The organism is Clostridium sp. AF37-5, assembly GCF_003477605.1.
Taxonomy (GTDB): domain Bacteria; phylum Bacillota; class Clostridia; order Lachnospirales; family Lachnospiraceae; genus Eubacterium_F.
This window is the reverse complement of sequence record NZ_QUDR01000005.1, coordinates 35847-51870: the sequence shown is the minus strand read 5'-3', so window position 1 is coordinate 51870 and position 16024 is coordinate 35847. Positions and strand designations below refer to the sequence as shown.

Below are 16024 nucleotides of genomic sequence, written 5' to 3'. Positions count from 1 at the left end.
ATGATGATGGGGCATATCTGAGTTCTCCATACAATACACTGTAATAATGAGAAAATCGGGAGCTTGTTTATGGAAAACCGACATCGAACATACCAACGTCAGTCAATGGGGTTGGTATTTTTTCTCTTTGTGCTTGTACTTTTAACACTGCTTGGCAGGCTTTTTTATCTCATGATAGGAAAAGCGGATTATTATGGAGTACAGGCGAAGGAACTTCATGAGCGTGAGCGAAAGATTAAGGCGGAACGAGGAGAAATCAAGGACTGTCACGGCAATGTATTAGCGGCAAATCGGTCCGTATCGACTATATCCGTAATCCACAGTCAGATGAAAGAGCCGGAACGGGTGATAACCCTTTTGTCGAAGGAATTGATGTTAGACGAGAAAGAGGTTCGGAAAAAAGTGGAGAAGGTTTCTCTGCGTGAAAAAATCAAATCGAACGTGGATAAGGAAACTTCGGATCGGATACGAAATTACAAATTGGCGGGTGTTACCGTCGATGAGGACTATAAAAGAGAGTACCGCTATGACTCGCTGGCATCAAAGGTGCTTGGTTTTACCGGCGGTGATAATCAGGGAATTATCGGTTTGGAAGTATCTTATGAAAAATATTTAAAAGGATTGGATGGATCGATTTTGACAATGACGACCGCTTATGGTACGGAAATTGAAAATGGAGCCGAAGACCGCATTGAGCCGGTGGCGGGCTGGACATTAAATACCAGTCTTGATTTACCGGTGATGGAATACACGGACCAGTTAGCCAATTATCTGCTGAAAAAGAAACAGGCGAAAAGCGTGGATATTATTGTTATGAATCCTCAGAATGGAGAGATTTATGCAATGGCATCGGCACCGGAATTTAACTTAAATGACCCATACCGGATTCCCGGGGATTTGAATAAAATGCCGGCAAAGGAAAAAAGCGAAAAGAGAAATGCCATGTGGCGGAACCCTTGTGTGTCGGATACTTACGAACCGGGTTCCACATTTAAGATACTGACAACGGCGGCAGCACTCGAAAAAGGTGTTGTAAAGATGACAGACCGCTTTCACTGTCCCGGTTATAAAATAGTGGAAGACAGACGGATACGCTGTCATAAAAAAGGCGGACACGGCAGCGAGACTTTTTTAGATGGTATTATGAATTCGTGCAACCCGGTTTTTATTGAAGTGGGTGCACGAGTTGGTGTGTCTGACTTTTTTCGCAAGATGTCGGATTTTGGTTTGATGAATCGGACGGGGATTGATGTGCCGGGGGAGGCGTCGACCATTATACATAAAGAGAAAAATGTTGGAGCAGTTGAACTGGCAACGATGTCTTTTGGGCAGTCCTTCCAGCTCTCACCGATCAGACTTGTAAGCCTTGCAGGTTCCATGATAAACGGAGGGTATTCCATTACACCGCATTTCGGTGTCAGCGCAGTTAGTGCCGATGGCAGTCATATGAAACATTTTTCATACGGAAAGAAAGAGCGTGTTGTCTCAAAAGAAACTTCGGATTTGATTCGGATGGCACTTGGCAAGGTTGTTTCAGAAGGAACCGGACATAAGGCTTCTGTGAAAGGGTTTTCCGTTGGCGCAAAAACCGGAACAAGTGAGAAACTTCCGCGCGGCAATGGAAAATATATTGCGTCAACCATTGGTTTTGCTCCGGTCGAGAATCCAAAAGTTATTGCACTTGTGCGGATTGATGAACCGCAGGGCCTATACTATGGAGGTACTGTGGCAGCACCGGCAATTGCTGCGCTGTTTGAAAACATTCTCCCTTATTTATGCAAAAACTGATTTGCTGAATAAGTGCTTGCGGTAAGGCTCGTAATGGTATAAAATAGACACGTGCGTTGACGTACTTAATAAGATAAGAAGAGGTGGATATGAATGAATAATCTAAGTCTTAGTGTGTTTATGCCGGTTATAATTTCTTTTTTAATCAGCGTGGTATTTTGCCCGATTTTGATTCCTTTTCTGAGGAAATTAAAGTTTGGACAGACCGAGCGTGAAGAAGGACCGCAGTCTCATTTGAAAAAGAATGGAACACCGACAATGGGTGGTCTTGTGATTTTGGCAAGTATTTTGCTGACCTCCTTAATTTATATTGGCAAATTTACGGAAATTCTTCCCGTTTTATTTATGACACTTGGTTTTGGTCTGATTGGTTTTCTGGATGACTACATCAAGGTGGTAAAAAAACGTTCGCTTGGGTTGACTCCTTTGCAGAAGATGGCATTGCAGTTTGTTGTGACCGGTGTATTTATTTACTATTACTTCAAAATTGCCGGTTTGGATACATCCATTAAAATTCCGTTTGTAAGCGGAGATGGATTCGTTATGCCAACATGGCTGTTTATCATTTTTGTTTTTATTGTCGTACTTGGTACGGTAAATGGTGTAAACTTTACCGATGGCTTAGATGGTCTGGCATCCGGTGTAACCGTAATTGTAGCAACATTCTTTACGATTGCTGCACTGAGTCTGAATCCATCAATGACACCGATTACAGGAGCCGTGGTAGGAAGTCTTTTGGGATTTTTACTGTTTAACACATATCCCGCGAGAGTTTTCATGGGTGATACCGGTTCGTTAGCCCTTGGTGGTTTTGTGTCCTCCACTGCGCTGATGCTTCATATGCCGTTATTTATTGTGATTATCGGCTTGATTTATCTGGTAGAAGTCCTTTCTGTTATTTTGCAGGTTGGTTATTTTAAACTGACTCACGGAAAGAGAATTTTCAAAATGGCGCCAATTCATCATCATTTTGAGTTGTGCGGTTATTCAGAGACACAGGTTGTAGCAGCATTTAGTATTGTTACAGCATTATTATGTCTGGTTGGTATTATGGCATTGTAATTTACCGGAGAAGGGATGAATAAAATGGATTTAGAGAATCAAAAAGTATTAGTTGCCGGACTAGGAAAAAGTGGCATGGCAGCATATGAACTGCTGAAAAATATGGGCGCTAAGGTCAGTTTGTTTGACGGAAAAAAAGATTTGGATGTGTCCGGTTATGACGCACCGGTTTTTCTTGGCAAAATGACAAAAGAGGAACTTGCCGGTTTTGCCTGTGCGGTGTTTAGTCCGGGTGTTCCGTTGGATATTGATTTGGCAAGTGAACTGCGTGAATTAAACATTCCAATCATTGGTGAGATTGAACTTGCTTTTCTCTGTGAAAAAGGAGTTGTGGCAGGAATTACCGGAACAAATGGTAAAACAACGACAACAACGCTTGTTGGTGAGATTATGAAAGCTTACAAAGAAAAAGTTTTTGTTGTCGGAAATATTGGTAATCCGTATACGAAAGAAGTGGAGAAAAGCGCTGCCGATTCGGTTACGGTGGCAGAAATCAGTAGTTTCCAGTTGGAGACGATTGATACGTTCCATCCGGTTGTGAGTGCGGTTTTGAATATTACACCGGACCACTTAAACCGGCATAAAACAATGGAAGAGTACATACGGGTAAAATTATCCATTACGAAAAATCAGACAAAAGAGGATTTGTGTGTACTTAATTATGAGGATGACGTTTTACGTGACAGTGCGAAAGAAATGCCTTGTGAAGTGACATTCTTTAGCAGTAAACAAAAGATTGCAAATGGTTTGTACCAGAATGACAATAAAGATATTGTGGACGCCAAAACAGGTGAGGTTCTGATGAATATGTCGGAGTGCAATCTGCCGGGTGACCACAATTGCGAAAATATTATGGCGGCTATTTTAATTACAAGAAAATTAGGCGTTCCGATGGATACGATTCTTTCTGTTGTAAAGAAATTTCAGGCGGTGGAGCACCGTGTTGAATTTGTCAAAACGGTAAGAGGTGTTGATTATTATAACGATTCGAAAGGAACGAATCCGGATGCTGCGATTAAGGGAATTCAGTCGATGAGCAAACCGACGGTCCTGATTGGCGGCGGCTATGATAAAGGCGGCGAATTCGATGAGTGGATTCAAAGTTTTGGCGGCAGAGTAAAAAAACTTTTGCTTATGGGTGAAACCAAAGATAAAATTGCAAAGACTGCTGAGAAACTTGGATTTACCGATTACGAGTTTGTTGAATCTTTGCAGGAGGCGGTATCACGTGGTGCAGAACTTGCATCCGAAGGTGATGCGGTGCTGTTATCTCCGGCTTGTGCGAGCTGGGATATGTTTGATTCGTACGAGCAGAGAGGAACTTTGTTTAAAGAGTATGTTCGAAATTTATAAAGGGAGTCAGGAGGGACTGCTGTGAATAAGAAAAGGGCAAGAGCCGGCAAAACAGAACAGAGTTCATTTGATTACAGTCTGCTGTTGATTACGCTGTGTCTGGTTGGATTTGGTATGCTGATGATTTACAGTGCCAGTTCCTATACGTCGCAGGTAAAATATGGGGATTCTGCTTATTTTCTTAAAAAACAGGCAGTTGGTGTTATTGTTGGTGTCGTGGCGATGTTAATTGTTGCGAAATTTGATTACCGGCTGTTTACGAAACGACTGCCTTTACTGCGGATGCGGTTTGTGACTTTTTTGTATCTGGTTGCCGTTGTCCTTCAATTGGCAGTATTGTTTGTAGGGGCAGAATTAAATGGTGCGAAACGATGGCTGTTTATCGGACCAATTTCCATTCAGCCATCCGAGATAACGAAGATTGTTGTTATTTTGATAACGGCTTATTTGATTCAAAAGAGACCACAGGATATGAGTAAACCAATTGGAATTATCCGCGTATTTCTTCCGATTGGATTTTTGGCAGTTTTAGTAGCCATGGAAAACCTAAGTACCGCGATTGTTATTTTTATTATCTGGTTTGGGATGTGTTTTGTTTCAGCAAAGAAAAAATGGTGGTATGTTGGTGTATTTCTTGCCGCTGCCGCACTGGTGGCGATTTACATATCCTTTGGTGCGGGATTTCGTTCCGACCGTATTGAAGTGTGGCGGAATGTAGAAGGAACCGAAAAAGGATATCAGATTTTACAGGGATTATACGCCATTGCTTCCGGCGGTTTATTTGGAACCGGACTTGGTGAAAGTATGCAGAAACTCGGATTTATTCCGGAATCGCATAACGATATGATTTTTTCTATTATATGTGAGGAACTTGGCATGATTGGTGCCGGAATTGTCATCATAATGTTTGTCATTATGATGTGGCGTATTTTGAATTCTGCCATGACATCACCGGATTTGTTCTCCGGTCTTATCTGCACCGGCGTCATGATTCACATTGCGGCCCAGGTTGTCATTAATATTGCCGTTGTTACGAACTCTATGCCATCAACCGGAATTCCGCTTCCGTTTATTAGTTATGGTGGTACATCAGTCATGATTTTGATGGCGGAAATGGGCCTGGTTCTCGGAATTTCCACAAAATGTAAAAGCACGTAAGGCACGAGCAGGCATACAATAAGTTTGAGAACGTATTGATGTGGTGACTTTATGGCGATTGAAATATGGGGCGGACAATGCGTACATGGAGAAAGCGTGGTACAGGGTAGTAAAAATGCAGCCCTGCCGCTGATTGCGGCTGCGCTTTTATGCGGTGAACAGACGATGCTCACAAATTGTCCCCAAATTCATGATGTAGAAGTGATGCTGTCTCTAGTGGAAGAATTAGGGGGCAGCGTTTTGGTTGAAGGACACCAGGTGATGATTGATTCGCATACGTTCGACAAGACGGTGATTTGTCAGGATGCCGTAAAAGAACTGCGAGCTTCTGTCTTGTTAATGGGGGCATGTCTTGCAAAATTTGGTGAGGTGACAATTTCTTATCCGGGAGGCTGTTCGATTGGAAAGCGTCCGATTGATTTTCACATTCACGCCTTTCAGAAAATGGGAGCAGAGATTGTGGAAGAGGAAGATAAGATGATTTGCCGGTGTATAACACCACTTCATGGTGCACATATTCAACTTCCATTTCCGAGTGTAGGAGCAACGGAAAATATTATTTTAGCAGCTTCTTTGGCAGAGGGAGAAACCATCATTGGAAATGCTGCACGTGAACCGGAAATTGTAGAACTGTGCCGCTTTTTAAAAGTGGCAGGAGCAAAGATTTTTGGTGAGGGAACCAGACGAATCCGAATTGTGGGACAGAAGAAACTCTGCGGTGTTCCGTGGACTGTATGCGGTGACCGGATTGTGTTTTTTACCTTTGCCATGTTAGTGGCGGGCTGCGGCGGCAGTCTTACCTTAAGGTCTGAGGATTTGTTTGGCGAAAAGGAAAGAGAAATCTGGCATTGTCTGGGTGGCGAGGAGACAAGAGAAAAGCACTATGTCCGGTTAGAGAAAAAAAGACCGGCAAAAGCTATTTCTTACGTTGCTACCGGGCCATATCCCGCATTTCCTACGGATGACCAGTCATTGCTTCTTCCGGTTTTGGCAAAAGCAAACGGGGTAAGTACGATAGAGGAAAAAGTGTTTGAAAACCGTTTCCGTCTGATTGGGCAGCTTCATAAAATGGGGGCTAACATTGATTTTGTAAGTAACCGTGCAAGAATTATTGGCGTGACAAAGCTTCACGGGGCAAATGTTGTAGCATGGGATTTGCGAAGCGGAGCGGGACTTGTGGTTGCGGCAGCAATGGCAGATGGAAAAACCCGGATTGAGCAGGAAAATCTGATTGAGCGCGGTTATGAAAATTTAGTTTCCCGTGTCAGTGAGATTGGAATCCGAGCAAAAAAATGTTTGTGAGAAAGGATGGCTTCAATGGAAGAACAAAGGAAAAGTCATAAAGGACTGTGGGTAATCGGAGCGGTTGTTGTGATACTCTTATTCTGTGCTTTTTTCTTTCGTGTGAAAAAAGTATCGATTGAGGGAAACACCTATTACAGCAGCCGTGAAATGAAAGAAAAATTCCAGTCAAATATATTTGAGAAAAATATTTTGACATTCTGGCTTATGCAGAAGTTATCGTTAACCCCGGATTTGCCATTTGTACGTGAATATGAAGTGAATTATCCGTCTACGAATGAGATTCATATTAAACTGTATGAGAAAAGCATTGTGGCAGGAATTGCGTATTCGAACCAGTATATTTACTTTGATAAAGATGGTATTGTACTGCAAAGCTCGGACAAAGCCGTAAAGGAGATTCCTTTGTTTGAGACGAAGAATCTGACGACTTTTACGTTATATTCAAAAGTGCAGATGGAAGATGATTCCCTTTTAAACCAGATTTTAAATTTGGCAAATCTTTTTAAGCACTATAACGTGAACTGGGATAAAGTTGTATTTGACAGTAAGAACGAAGCTTATCTGTACGCCGGTGAAATTCAGGTGTCTCTTGGTAAAAAAGAGAATTATGATGAAGAAATTTCTGCGCTGTCGAGCGTGCTTGCCAAGGTTGAGAAAAACGGACAGACCGGCGAAATTGATTTGAGAAATTATAAAGTTGGCGGTGATGTCATTTTAAAACAGCCCCAAAAATGAATAAGTTGCTATTTTTGTAAATTTGTACTTGATTATTCATGCAAAAAAACGTATTATATAATTATATGTGACTGTGCATAATGATTTCTATTGAATATAGAAGGAGGAACTGTTGTGTTAGAGATTATGACGAGTGAGGCAGAGAATGAAACAGCGAATCTACTTGTAATTGGTGTTGGTGGAGCTGGGAATAATGCCGTGAATCGAATGATAGATGAGGGCATCAAAGGTGTCGAGTTTGTATGTATTAACACGGACAAGCAGGTTTTGAAACGCTGCAAGGCACCGATTTGTATGCAGATTGGGGAAAAACTGACAAAGGGACTTGGTGCCGGAGCAAAGCCTGAAATCGGTGAGAAGGCTGCAGAAGAGAGCCGTGATGAATTAGCTGAGATTGTAAAAGATGCCGATATGGTATTCGTTACCTGCGGTATGGGTGGTGGAACCGGAACCGGTGCAGCACCTGTTGTTGCTAAAATTGCAAAAGATATGGGTAAATTGACGGTAGGTATCGTCACAAAGCCATTTAATTTTGAAGGTAAAATACGTATGAAAAATGCACTCGGTGGAATTGAGAAACTCAAAGAGTGCGTGGATACACTGATTGTAATTCCAAACGATAAACTGCTTGCAATCTGCGACCGAAGAACGACGATGCCTGAGGCATTGAAAAAAGCAGATGAAGTATTACAGCAGGGTGTTCAGGGTATTACCGATTTGATTAACACACCGGCACTGATTAATCTTGACTTTGCCGATGTTGTAACAGTAATGAAAGATAAAGGAATTGCACATATTGGTATCGGTGAAGGTAAGGGCGATGAGAAGTGCATCGATGCTGTGAAACAGGCAATCACTAGTCCGCTTCTGGAGACATCCATTGACGGCGCAACACATGTTATTATTAATGTGTCCGGTGAGGTTAGTCTGATTGAAGCCAATGAGGCTGCTACTTATGTTCAGGAACTGGCAGGAGAAGATGCAACAATTATTTTCGGTGCCATGTATGATGAGACAAGTTCGGATTCTGTTATGATTACAGTAATTGCAACCGGACTTGATCAGGAATCAAAACCTGCTTCCGCTTTCAGTTCCAATTTTGGTGCATCTGGTACACCAAGTTTTTTGAAAAATCGTCAAACGACTCCACAGAAAAGCGGTTTGAGCTTTTTAGATGGATTTAACAGTCAGGCAAAGAAAAGCCAGGTTTCCGGAGTTTCTCCGACAAGAGCCACAGAACGTCAAGCGGTAAAAGAAGAGATGCCGGTAGTGAGCCGTGGAATTGCAAATCCAATGTCAAATGACAAACAGGGAATGGATGATATTAAGATTCCTACATTCCTTACTAATAAGAAACAGGAGGACTAAAAAATGTCAACATTGAAGATGATTGCGACAGTAGCATATATTATTATTTGTATTGCACTCGTAATTGTAGTATTAATGCAGGAAGGTAAAACATCAGGTCTTGGCGCTTTGAGCGGTGCTGCAGACAGTTATTGGTCAAAGAACAAAGGTCGTTCCCAGGAGGGAATGCTTGTTAAAATCACCAGAGTACTTGCCGTATTATTTGTTGTATTATCGGTAGTTCTTTGTACTTCATGGTTAGACTAAAAAAGATTTGTTTGTGAATCAGGCATACGATAACAAAGTAAGACACTTCCTCACAGCAGTTTGAGGAGGTGTTTTGTTTTATCTTTGGAAATAGAGATATGAGGAGAAATAAAATGCAGGAAGAAAGAATGCACGAGCGGGAACACATGATTTTATCTTTTGTGGAAGATGAACATTACCGCCCGATGAAAATAAAAGAAATGGCAGCACTTATGAATGTTCCGAAAAAACAGAGAGGAGAATTTCATGAGGTTCTTGACCGCCTTATTGCAAAAGGAAAAATTGCAATAAACCGCAGGGGGCTTGTCGGAATGCCGGAGGAAAATATTGTTGTTGGAGAATTTATGGCAACCCAGAAAGGATTTGGCTTTGTAAGAGTGGAAGGACAGAAAGAAGATATCTTCATTCCGGAACCTTATTGCAACCATGCCTTTCATGGTGATTTAGTAAAAGTTCTTTTGAAAAAGAGTGCCTGGATGTCTGGAAGACGGCCGGAAGGCGAGGTAATCCAGATTGTGAAACGTGCCATTCATACAGTTGTTGGAACGTTTCAGAGAAAAGGAAAAATCACATTTGTTTTACCGGATAATTTGAAATGGAATCAGGATATTTATATTCCAAAGGGAGCGACTTTAGAGGCAGAAAATGGACATAAGGTAGTTGTTGAAATTACGGATTACGGAGATGACAAAAAAAGTCCGGAAGGTTATGTGACACAGATATTAGGACGGCCAAGTGATCCGGGCGTAGATATTATGTCGATTGTAAAAGGGTTTGGTCTGCCGGATTCATTTTCGGATGAAGTGATGGCACAGGTGGCAAAAATTCCACTTGTTGTGGAGCCGTCTGAGATTGGTGGACGTGTGGATTTAAGAAATCAGGACACCGTCACCATTGACGGGGAAGATGCCAAAGATTTGGATGATGCGATTACGCTAAATAAGACGGCAGAGGGTGAGTATGAACTTGGTGTTCACATTGCGGATGTATCCCATTATGTCACGGAACATTCGCCGCTTGATAAAGAAGCACTCAATCGTGGGACAAGTGTTTATTTAGTCGACCGCGTAATACCAATGCTTCCGTTGGCACTTAGCAACGGAATTTGCTCGTTAAATGCGGGTGTTGATCGTCTGGCGTTAAGTTGTATGATGACAATTGATAAAAAGGGACAGGTGAAATCCCACCGTATTGCGGAGACGGTGATTCGTGTGAATGAGCGGATGAGTTATACGGATGTGAATGACATCGTTACCAACCATAAAAAAGAAACCTGCGAGCGGTACGAGAAACTTGTGCCGATGTTTGAGTCAATGAAAGAACTGGCTTTGATTCTTCGCAAAAAGAGAAAAAAGAAAGGTTCCATTGACTTTGACTTTCCGGAGTGTAAAATAAAATTAGATGACAAAGGGCATCCGGTTGCTATTGAGCCATACGACAGAAATATTGCAACCAAAATAATTGAAGAATTTATGCTGGCGGCAAATCAGGTTGTGGCAGAAGAATATTTCTGGATGGACATTCCGTTTTTATATCGTACACATGAATATCCGGATGCGGAGAAGATTCAGGATTTAGCGCGCATGACGGCTGGCTTTGGACATCATATCAAACTGAGCCAGGGAGAGATTCATCCGTGGGAAATTCAAAAATTAATTGAGGAAATAGAAGGAACTAAGGAAGAGGCTTTTTTGAGCCGTCTGACTTTGCGGGCAATGAAGCGGGCACAATATACAACGGTAAACACCGGACATTTTGGTCTGGCGACGCAGTATTACTGTCACTTTACTTCGCCAATCCGCCGTTATCCGGATTTGCAGATTCATCGAATTATTAAAGAGAATTTGCGGTATGGACATTCCCCAAAGAGAATTGCCCATTATGAATCCATTTTGCCGGGAGTTGCAAAGCGATGCAGCGACCGTGAGCGTCTTGCTGATGAGGCAGAGCGTGAAGTGGATAAAATGAAAAAGGTAGAATATATGCAGGCTCATATCGGAGAAATGTATGAGGGAATTATCAGCGGTGTCACGTCGTGGGGAATTTATGTAGAACTTGACAACACGGTGGAAGGAATGATTCGCCTTGCGGATATGGATGATGACCAGTACGAATATCAGGAGGAAAAGTACCGCGTGATTGGGCATTATTCCGGAAAAGAATATAGTATGGGGCAAACCGTAAAGATTCGTGTGATTGGAGCGGACCGGCTGACCAGAACGATTGATTTTGCGATTGCCGATAATTCGCCAAAAGACAGTGAATAAAGGAGAAAAAAGCATGGGAAAAGAAACACGCAAATTAATTGCAAATAATAAAAAAGCATGGCATGATTATTTTATAGAAGAAAAGTATGAAGCAGGTATAGAACTTGTTGGCACGGAGGTGAAATCCGTCAGGCAGGGGCATTGCAGCATTAAGGAGGCATTTATCCGGATTGACAAAAATAATGAAGTGCAGATTTACGGTATGCATATCAATCCGTACGAAAAAGGAAATATTTTTAACAAAGATCCGCTGCGTGTAAGAAAACTTCTGCTTCACAAATATGAGATTCGTAAACTGATTGGAAAGATGAATCAAAAAGGTTATACGTTAGTTCCGCTCAGTGTATATTTTAAGGGAAGTTTGATAAAAGTCGAGATTGCTTTGGCAAAAGGTAAAAAATTATATGACAAACGTCAGGATATTGCTAAAAAAGATCAGCGCCGAGCGGCAGAACGGGAGTTTAAAGTGAAAAATTTATAAAAAATGTTGACATCAAAAAAAAATGAGAGTATATTAGTAGCAGATGGAAAAACCGTTGACCGAGAATAGTAGGTGTCTATGTCGTTTTCAGAGAGTTGCCGGCAGGTGCGAGGCAATAGCCAGTGGACAGTGAATGGACTCGGGAGGGCAGCTTGAAATCAAGTCTGAGAGTAGACGCTGACGGAAACCTGGACCGTTATCTACAGGAATGCATGATGGTGCATGATTGAGTGGATTACTTTGTAATCAATGTGGGTGGTACCGCAGGAGAATTTACAGCTCTTGTCCCTATATCCGAAGAAGGATAGGGATAAGAGCTTTTTTATTTCCTAAGATTACTGATTATACTTCTGATTCAATCACACCGTTCCAAAAAGCGATAAATGCTTTAGAATGGAGGTAAGTATGACAACAAAAACGTTAGAAGAAGTGAAAGAACTGGCAAAAGGGTACGATTTAGTACCGATTCAGGAAGAAATTTTTGCCGATTTGGTTACGCCGATTCAGTTATTAAGAAAAATCGCGGCAGGAAAAAAGAATTATTACTTGTTAGAGAGTGTTGAGGGAGGAGAGAAATGGGGACGGTATTCGTTCCTCGGATATGACCCTGTTATGCGGGTTTCCTGCAGGGAAAATACAGTAACGATAAAACAAAGACAGGAGACAAAAACGGTTGAGACAGACGATTGTTTCCGGATATTAAGAGATATCTTAGCAGAGCATAAAGCTCCTAAGATTGAAGGAATGCCACCATTTGCCGGTGGGTTTGTCGGATATTTTGCCTATGCGATGATTGCTCAGGCGGAAAAGAAACTCTCGGTTAAGCGGGGCGAATTTGAGGATTATGATTTGATGATGTTTGATAAGGTGATTGCCTATGACCATTTGAAACAAAAAATTGTCCTCATTGTAAATGTCCGGGCGGATGGTGATATTGCCGCCAACTATGCAAAGGCAAAAGCGGATATCAAAGGAATGATTGCTTTGATTCGCGATGAGTCGAGGATTCCGGAAGAGCCAATTTATGACAAAGTGAAATTTGAGTGCAATGTCACAGAAGATGAATATACGAAGATTGTTGAAAAGACAAAAGAATATATTTACGATGGTGATATTTTTCAGGCAGTTTTATCAAGACGCTTTTCCAGTGATTATGAGGGAAGTCTGATTCATCCATACCGTGTGCTACGGACAACGAATCCGTCACCATACATGGTATATATGAATTTGGAAGATGTAGAAATCATGAGTACCTCACCGGAAACTTTGGTTCGTTTAGAGAATGGGCGTTTAATCACATTCCCGGTTGCCGGTTCAAGACCGCGAGGAAATGATGAAAAAGAAGATGAAGCACTTGTTGAAGATTTGTTATCCGATGAAAAAGAATTGTCGGAGCACAACATGTTAGTGGATTTGGGAAGAAATGATTTGGGAAGAATCTCTGAGTTTGGTTCGGTGGAAGTGACCAAATACAAAATGATTCACAAGTATTCCAAAATCATGCACATCTGCTCACAGGTGGAAGGCAATATCCGCAAAGATAAGGATGCGCTGGATGCCATCGCTTCCGTATTGCCGGCGGGAACTTTATCGGGAGCACCGAAAATCCGCGCCTGTGAAATTATTGATGAACTGGAAAAAGAACCGCGCGGCATTTACGGTGGAGCGCTTGGATATATTGATTTCAGTGGAAACTTAGACACCTGCATTGCCATCCGTATGGCAGTGAAAAAGAATGGTAAAGTTTATGTTCAGGCAGGCGGCGGTATCGTGGCAGACAGCAAACCACGGATGGAATACGAAGAGTCAGCCAACAAAGCAAAGGCTGTGATGCTTGCGATTGAAAATGCAAAGGAGGCGCTGAAACCATGATACTTCTAATTGATAATTACGATAGCTTTTCGTATAATCTGGTGCAGTTTTTTGGAACAGTTGAGCCGGATATCAAAGTGGTCCGCAACGATGAATGCACCATTGATGAAATTCGGGCGATGAAGCCAACGCACATTATTTTGTCACCGGGTCCCGGATATCCGAAAGATGCCGGTATCTGTGAGGAAGTAATCGGGCAGTTAAAAGGTGAATTTCCAATTCTTGGTGTGTGTCTTGGACACCAGGCAATTTGTGAAGTGTTTGGCGCTACAATCTGTCATGCGAAACAGTTAATGCATGGAAAACAAAGTGTGGTAACGATTGATAACGAAAACCCTATTTTTATGGGATTGGACAAACAGATTCCGGTGGCAAGATATCATTCACTGATTGCTGACCTTGCTTCCATGCCGGATGAGTTACAGGTGATTGCCAAAGACGAAAATGATGAAGTCATGGCAGTCTGCCATAAAAAATATCCGGTATACGGACTTCAGTTCCATCCGGAATCAATTCTTACCCCGCAGGGGATGACACTGGTAAATAATTTTTTGAAAATACATTAGATTGGAGTGACTGTTATGATTAAAGAAGCATTACACAAAGTAATTAACAATGAGGATTTAACTTACGAGGAAGCACTTGAGACGATGAAAGAAATTATGACCGGAGAGGCTTCTCAGATTCAGATGGCAGCGTTTTTGACGGCACTTCGTATGAAAGGTGAAACCATTACGGAAATAACGGCATGTGCCAAAGGAATGAGAGCTGTTGGAACTCATTTGCAGCCAAAGAAAGAAGTTCTTGAAATTGTTGGAACCGGTGGTGACGAAGTCGGAACCTTTAATATTTCCACAACATCAGCCTTTGTTATCGCAGCAGCGGGAATCCCGGTAGCAAAACACGGAAACCGTAGTGTTTCCAGTAAAAGCGGTGCCGCAGATATTCTTGAAAAATTAGGAGTGAATTTAATGCTTGAGACAGACCGGGCAGAAGAAGTGCTCGAAGAGACGGATATGGCTTTTTTGTTCGCACAGAAATATCATTCGGCAATGAAAAATGTCGGACCGGTTCGTAAAGAAATGGGAGAGAGAACGATTTTTAATATTCTTGGACCACTTACGAATCCGGCAAATGCTTCCCGTCAGCTTCTTGGTGTCTATGATAAAGAACTGGTGGAAAAACTGGCAGAAGTTTTAGCAAATCTTGGTGTCACAAGAGGAATGTCGGTATGCGGCAGCGATGGACTTGATGAGATTACGGTAACGGGTCCTACATACTGCTGTGAGATTAAGGATGGAGAACTGACTTCATATGAGATTACACCGGAGCAGTTTGGACTTTCTACGTACCCATTGGCTGAGTTAGTTGGCGGCACACCGGAAGAAAATGCACAGATTACAAAGGATATTCTTTCCGGAACATTAAAAGGCGCGAAACGTGACGTTGTTCTTATGAATGCCGGTATCGGTATTTATCATGGCTCTGAAAATTTGACGATGGAAGAGGGAATTAAAAAGGCAGAAGAGCTCATTAACAGCGGCAAGGCATATGAGAAGATGGAAGAGTTTGTAAAAGCAACACAGCAATAAAGGAGGACGACATGATACTGGATGAAATTGCAGAAAAAGCAAGAGTGCGTGTAGCAGAATCAAAAAAGAGAATTTCTCCGGATGTGATGGCAGAAAAAGCGAAACAAAAAGCAAAAGCGACAGAGCCGTTTCGTTTTGAAAAAGCACTGGCAAAGGATGGCGTTTCTTTTATCTGCGAAGTGAAAAAGGCGTCACCGTCCAAAGGTGTAATTGCCGAGGATTTTGATTATCTGGCAATAGCCAAAGACTATGAAAAAGCAGGTGCCGATGCAATTTCTGTTTTGACGGAGCCCGATTACTTTTTAGGCAGTATTGATTATCTGGCAGAAATTGCGGAGCACGTACAGACGCCGCTTCTTCGTAAAGATTTTGTCGTGGATGAATACATGATTGATGAGGCAAAGGCGGCAGGAGCCAGTGCTGTATTACTCATTTGTGCTCTGTTAGATGAAGAGACACTGACCCATTACCACAAGCACTGTGATGAACTGGGATTGTCTGCATTGGTGGAAGCACATGATGAAGAAGAAATTCAGATGGCAGTCCGGGCAGGAGCAAGAATTATCGGTGTAAATAACCGGAACTTAAAAGATTTCACGGTGGATATTCATAACGGAATCCGACTTCGCGAAAAGGTGCCAAAAGAAATCCTTTTTGTGGCAGAAAGCGGTATTAAGACAAGAGAAAATATTGTCGAACTGGAAAAGGGATGTGTCAATGCGGTATTGATTGGTGAGACCTTTATGCGAAGCGAAAACAAAGAACAAATGTTACAACAATTAAAAGGAGAATAGAGA

Annotated in this window: 14 protein-coding genes and 1 other annotated feature; all 14 genes read left to right on the top strand. The window is 42.1% G+C overall.

What is annotated here, in order from left to right:
- Positions 1-69: 69 nt before the first annotated feature.
- The 14 genes from DW019_RS04700 to trpC all read left to right on the top strand — a co-directional run bounded on the left by DW019_RS04700 (position 70) and on the right by trpC (position 16021).
- Positions 70-1788 carry a penicillin-binding transpeptidase domain-containing protein gene (locus tag DW019_RS04700; protein ID WP_118442683.1) on the top strand — a complete coding sequence of 573 codons (1719 nt, stop codon included), beginning with the start codon at positions 70-72 and terminating at the stop codon, positions 1786-1788.
- Between the two features lie 93 nt (positions 1789-1881).
- On the top strand, positions 1882-2850 hold the full coding sequence (gene mraY / locus DW019_RS04695; protein WP_118442682.1) for a phospho-N-acetylmuramoyl-pentapeptide-transferase: 969 nt from the start codon (positions 1882-1884) through the stop codon (positions 2848-2850).
- A 15-nt stretch (positions 2851-2865) separates the two neighbouring features.
- Positions 2866-4203: a UDP-N-acetylmuramoyl-L-alanine--D-glutamate ligase gene (gene murD / locus DW019_RS04690; protein ID WP_347461360.1), complete on the top strand. Its 1338-nt coding sequence runs from the start codon at positions 2866-2868 to the stop codon at positions 4201-4203.
- 21 nt (positions 4204-4224) lie between these two features.
- Positions 4225-5361, top strand: coding sequence for a putative peptidoglycan glycosyltransferase FtsW (locus DW019_RS04685; RefSeq protein ID WP_243024098.1), 1137 nt, complete (start codon positions 4225-4227; stop codon positions 5359-5361).
- 51 nt (positions 5362-5412) lie between these two features.
- The gene (gene murA, locus DW019_RS04680) at positions 5413-6663 is read left to right on the top strand and encodes a UDP-N-acetylglucosamine 1-carboxyvinyltransferase (RefSeq protein WP_118442681.1); all 1251 of its coding nucleotides are present in this window, start codon (positions 5413-5415) and stop codon (positions 6661-6663) included.
- 15 nt (positions 6664-6678) lie between these two features.
- Positions 6679-7401, top strand: coding sequence for a cell division protein FtsQ/DivIB (locus tag DW019_RS04675; RefSeq protein WP_118442680.1), 723 nt, complete (start codon positions 6679-6681; stop codon positions 7399-7401).
- 114 nt (positions 7402-7515) lie between these two features.
- The gene (gene ftsZ, locus DW019_RS04670) at positions 7516-8769 is read left to right on the top strand and encodes a cell division protein FtsZ (RefSeq protein ID WP_022376547.1); all 1254 of its coding nucleotides are present in this window, start codon (positions 7516-7518) and stop codon (positions 8767-8769) included.
- Between the two features lie 3 nt (positions 8770-8772).
- A complete protein-coding gene (gene secG, locus DW019_RS04665; protein WP_022376546.1) occupies positions 8773-9015 on the top strand; it encodes a preprotein translocase subunit SecG in 243 nt (80 codons plus the stop codon).
- A gap of 113 nt (positions 9016-9128) precedes the next feature.
- A complete protein-coding gene (gene rnr, locus DW019_RS04660) occupies positions 9129-11282 on the top strand; it encodes a ribonuclease R (protein WP_118442679.1) in 2154 nt (717 codons plus the stop codon).
- A 13-nt stretch (positions 11283-11295) separates the two neighbouring features.
- Positions 11296-11763 carry an SsrA-binding protein SmpB gene (gene smpB, locus DW019_RS04655; protein WP_022376544.1) on the top strand — a complete coding sequence of 156 codons (468 nt, stop codon included), beginning with the start codon at positions 11296-11298 and terminating at the stop codon, positions 11761-11763.
- A gap of 46 nt (positions 11764-11809) precedes the next feature.
- Positions 11810-12056, top strand: a binding site (T-box leader).
- 112 nt (positions 12057-12168) lie between these two features.
- Positions 12169-13635: an anthranilate synthase component I gene (trpE, locus tag DW019_RS04650; protein ID WP_118442678.1), complete on the top strand. Its 1467-nt coding sequence runs from the start codon at positions 12169-12171 to the stop codon at positions 13633-13635.
- Positions 13632-14201 carry an aminodeoxychorismate/anthranilate synthase component II gene (locus DW019_RS15370; protein ID WP_118442677.1) on the top strand — a complete coding sequence of 190 codons (570 nt, stop codon included), beginning with the start codon at positions 13632-13634 and terminating at the stop codon, positions 14199-14201. Before trpE ends, DW019_RS15370 begins: the two co-directional genes overlap by 4 nt.
- Before the next feature lie 15 nt (positions 14202-14216).
- Positions 14217-15227: an anthranilate phosphoribosyltransferase gene (trpD, locus tag DW019_RS15365; RefSeq protein ID WP_118442676.1), complete on the top strand. Its 1011-nt coding sequence runs from the start codon at positions 14217-14219 to the stop codon at positions 15225-15227.
- Between the two features lie 11 nt (positions 15228-15238).
- Positions 15239-16021, top strand: coding sequence for an indole-3-glycerol phosphate synthase TrpC (gene trpC, locus DW019_RS04635; protein ID WP_118442675.1), 783 nt, complete (start codon positions 15239-15241; stop codon positions 16019-16021).
- Positions 16022-16024 lie beyond the last annotated feature (3 nt).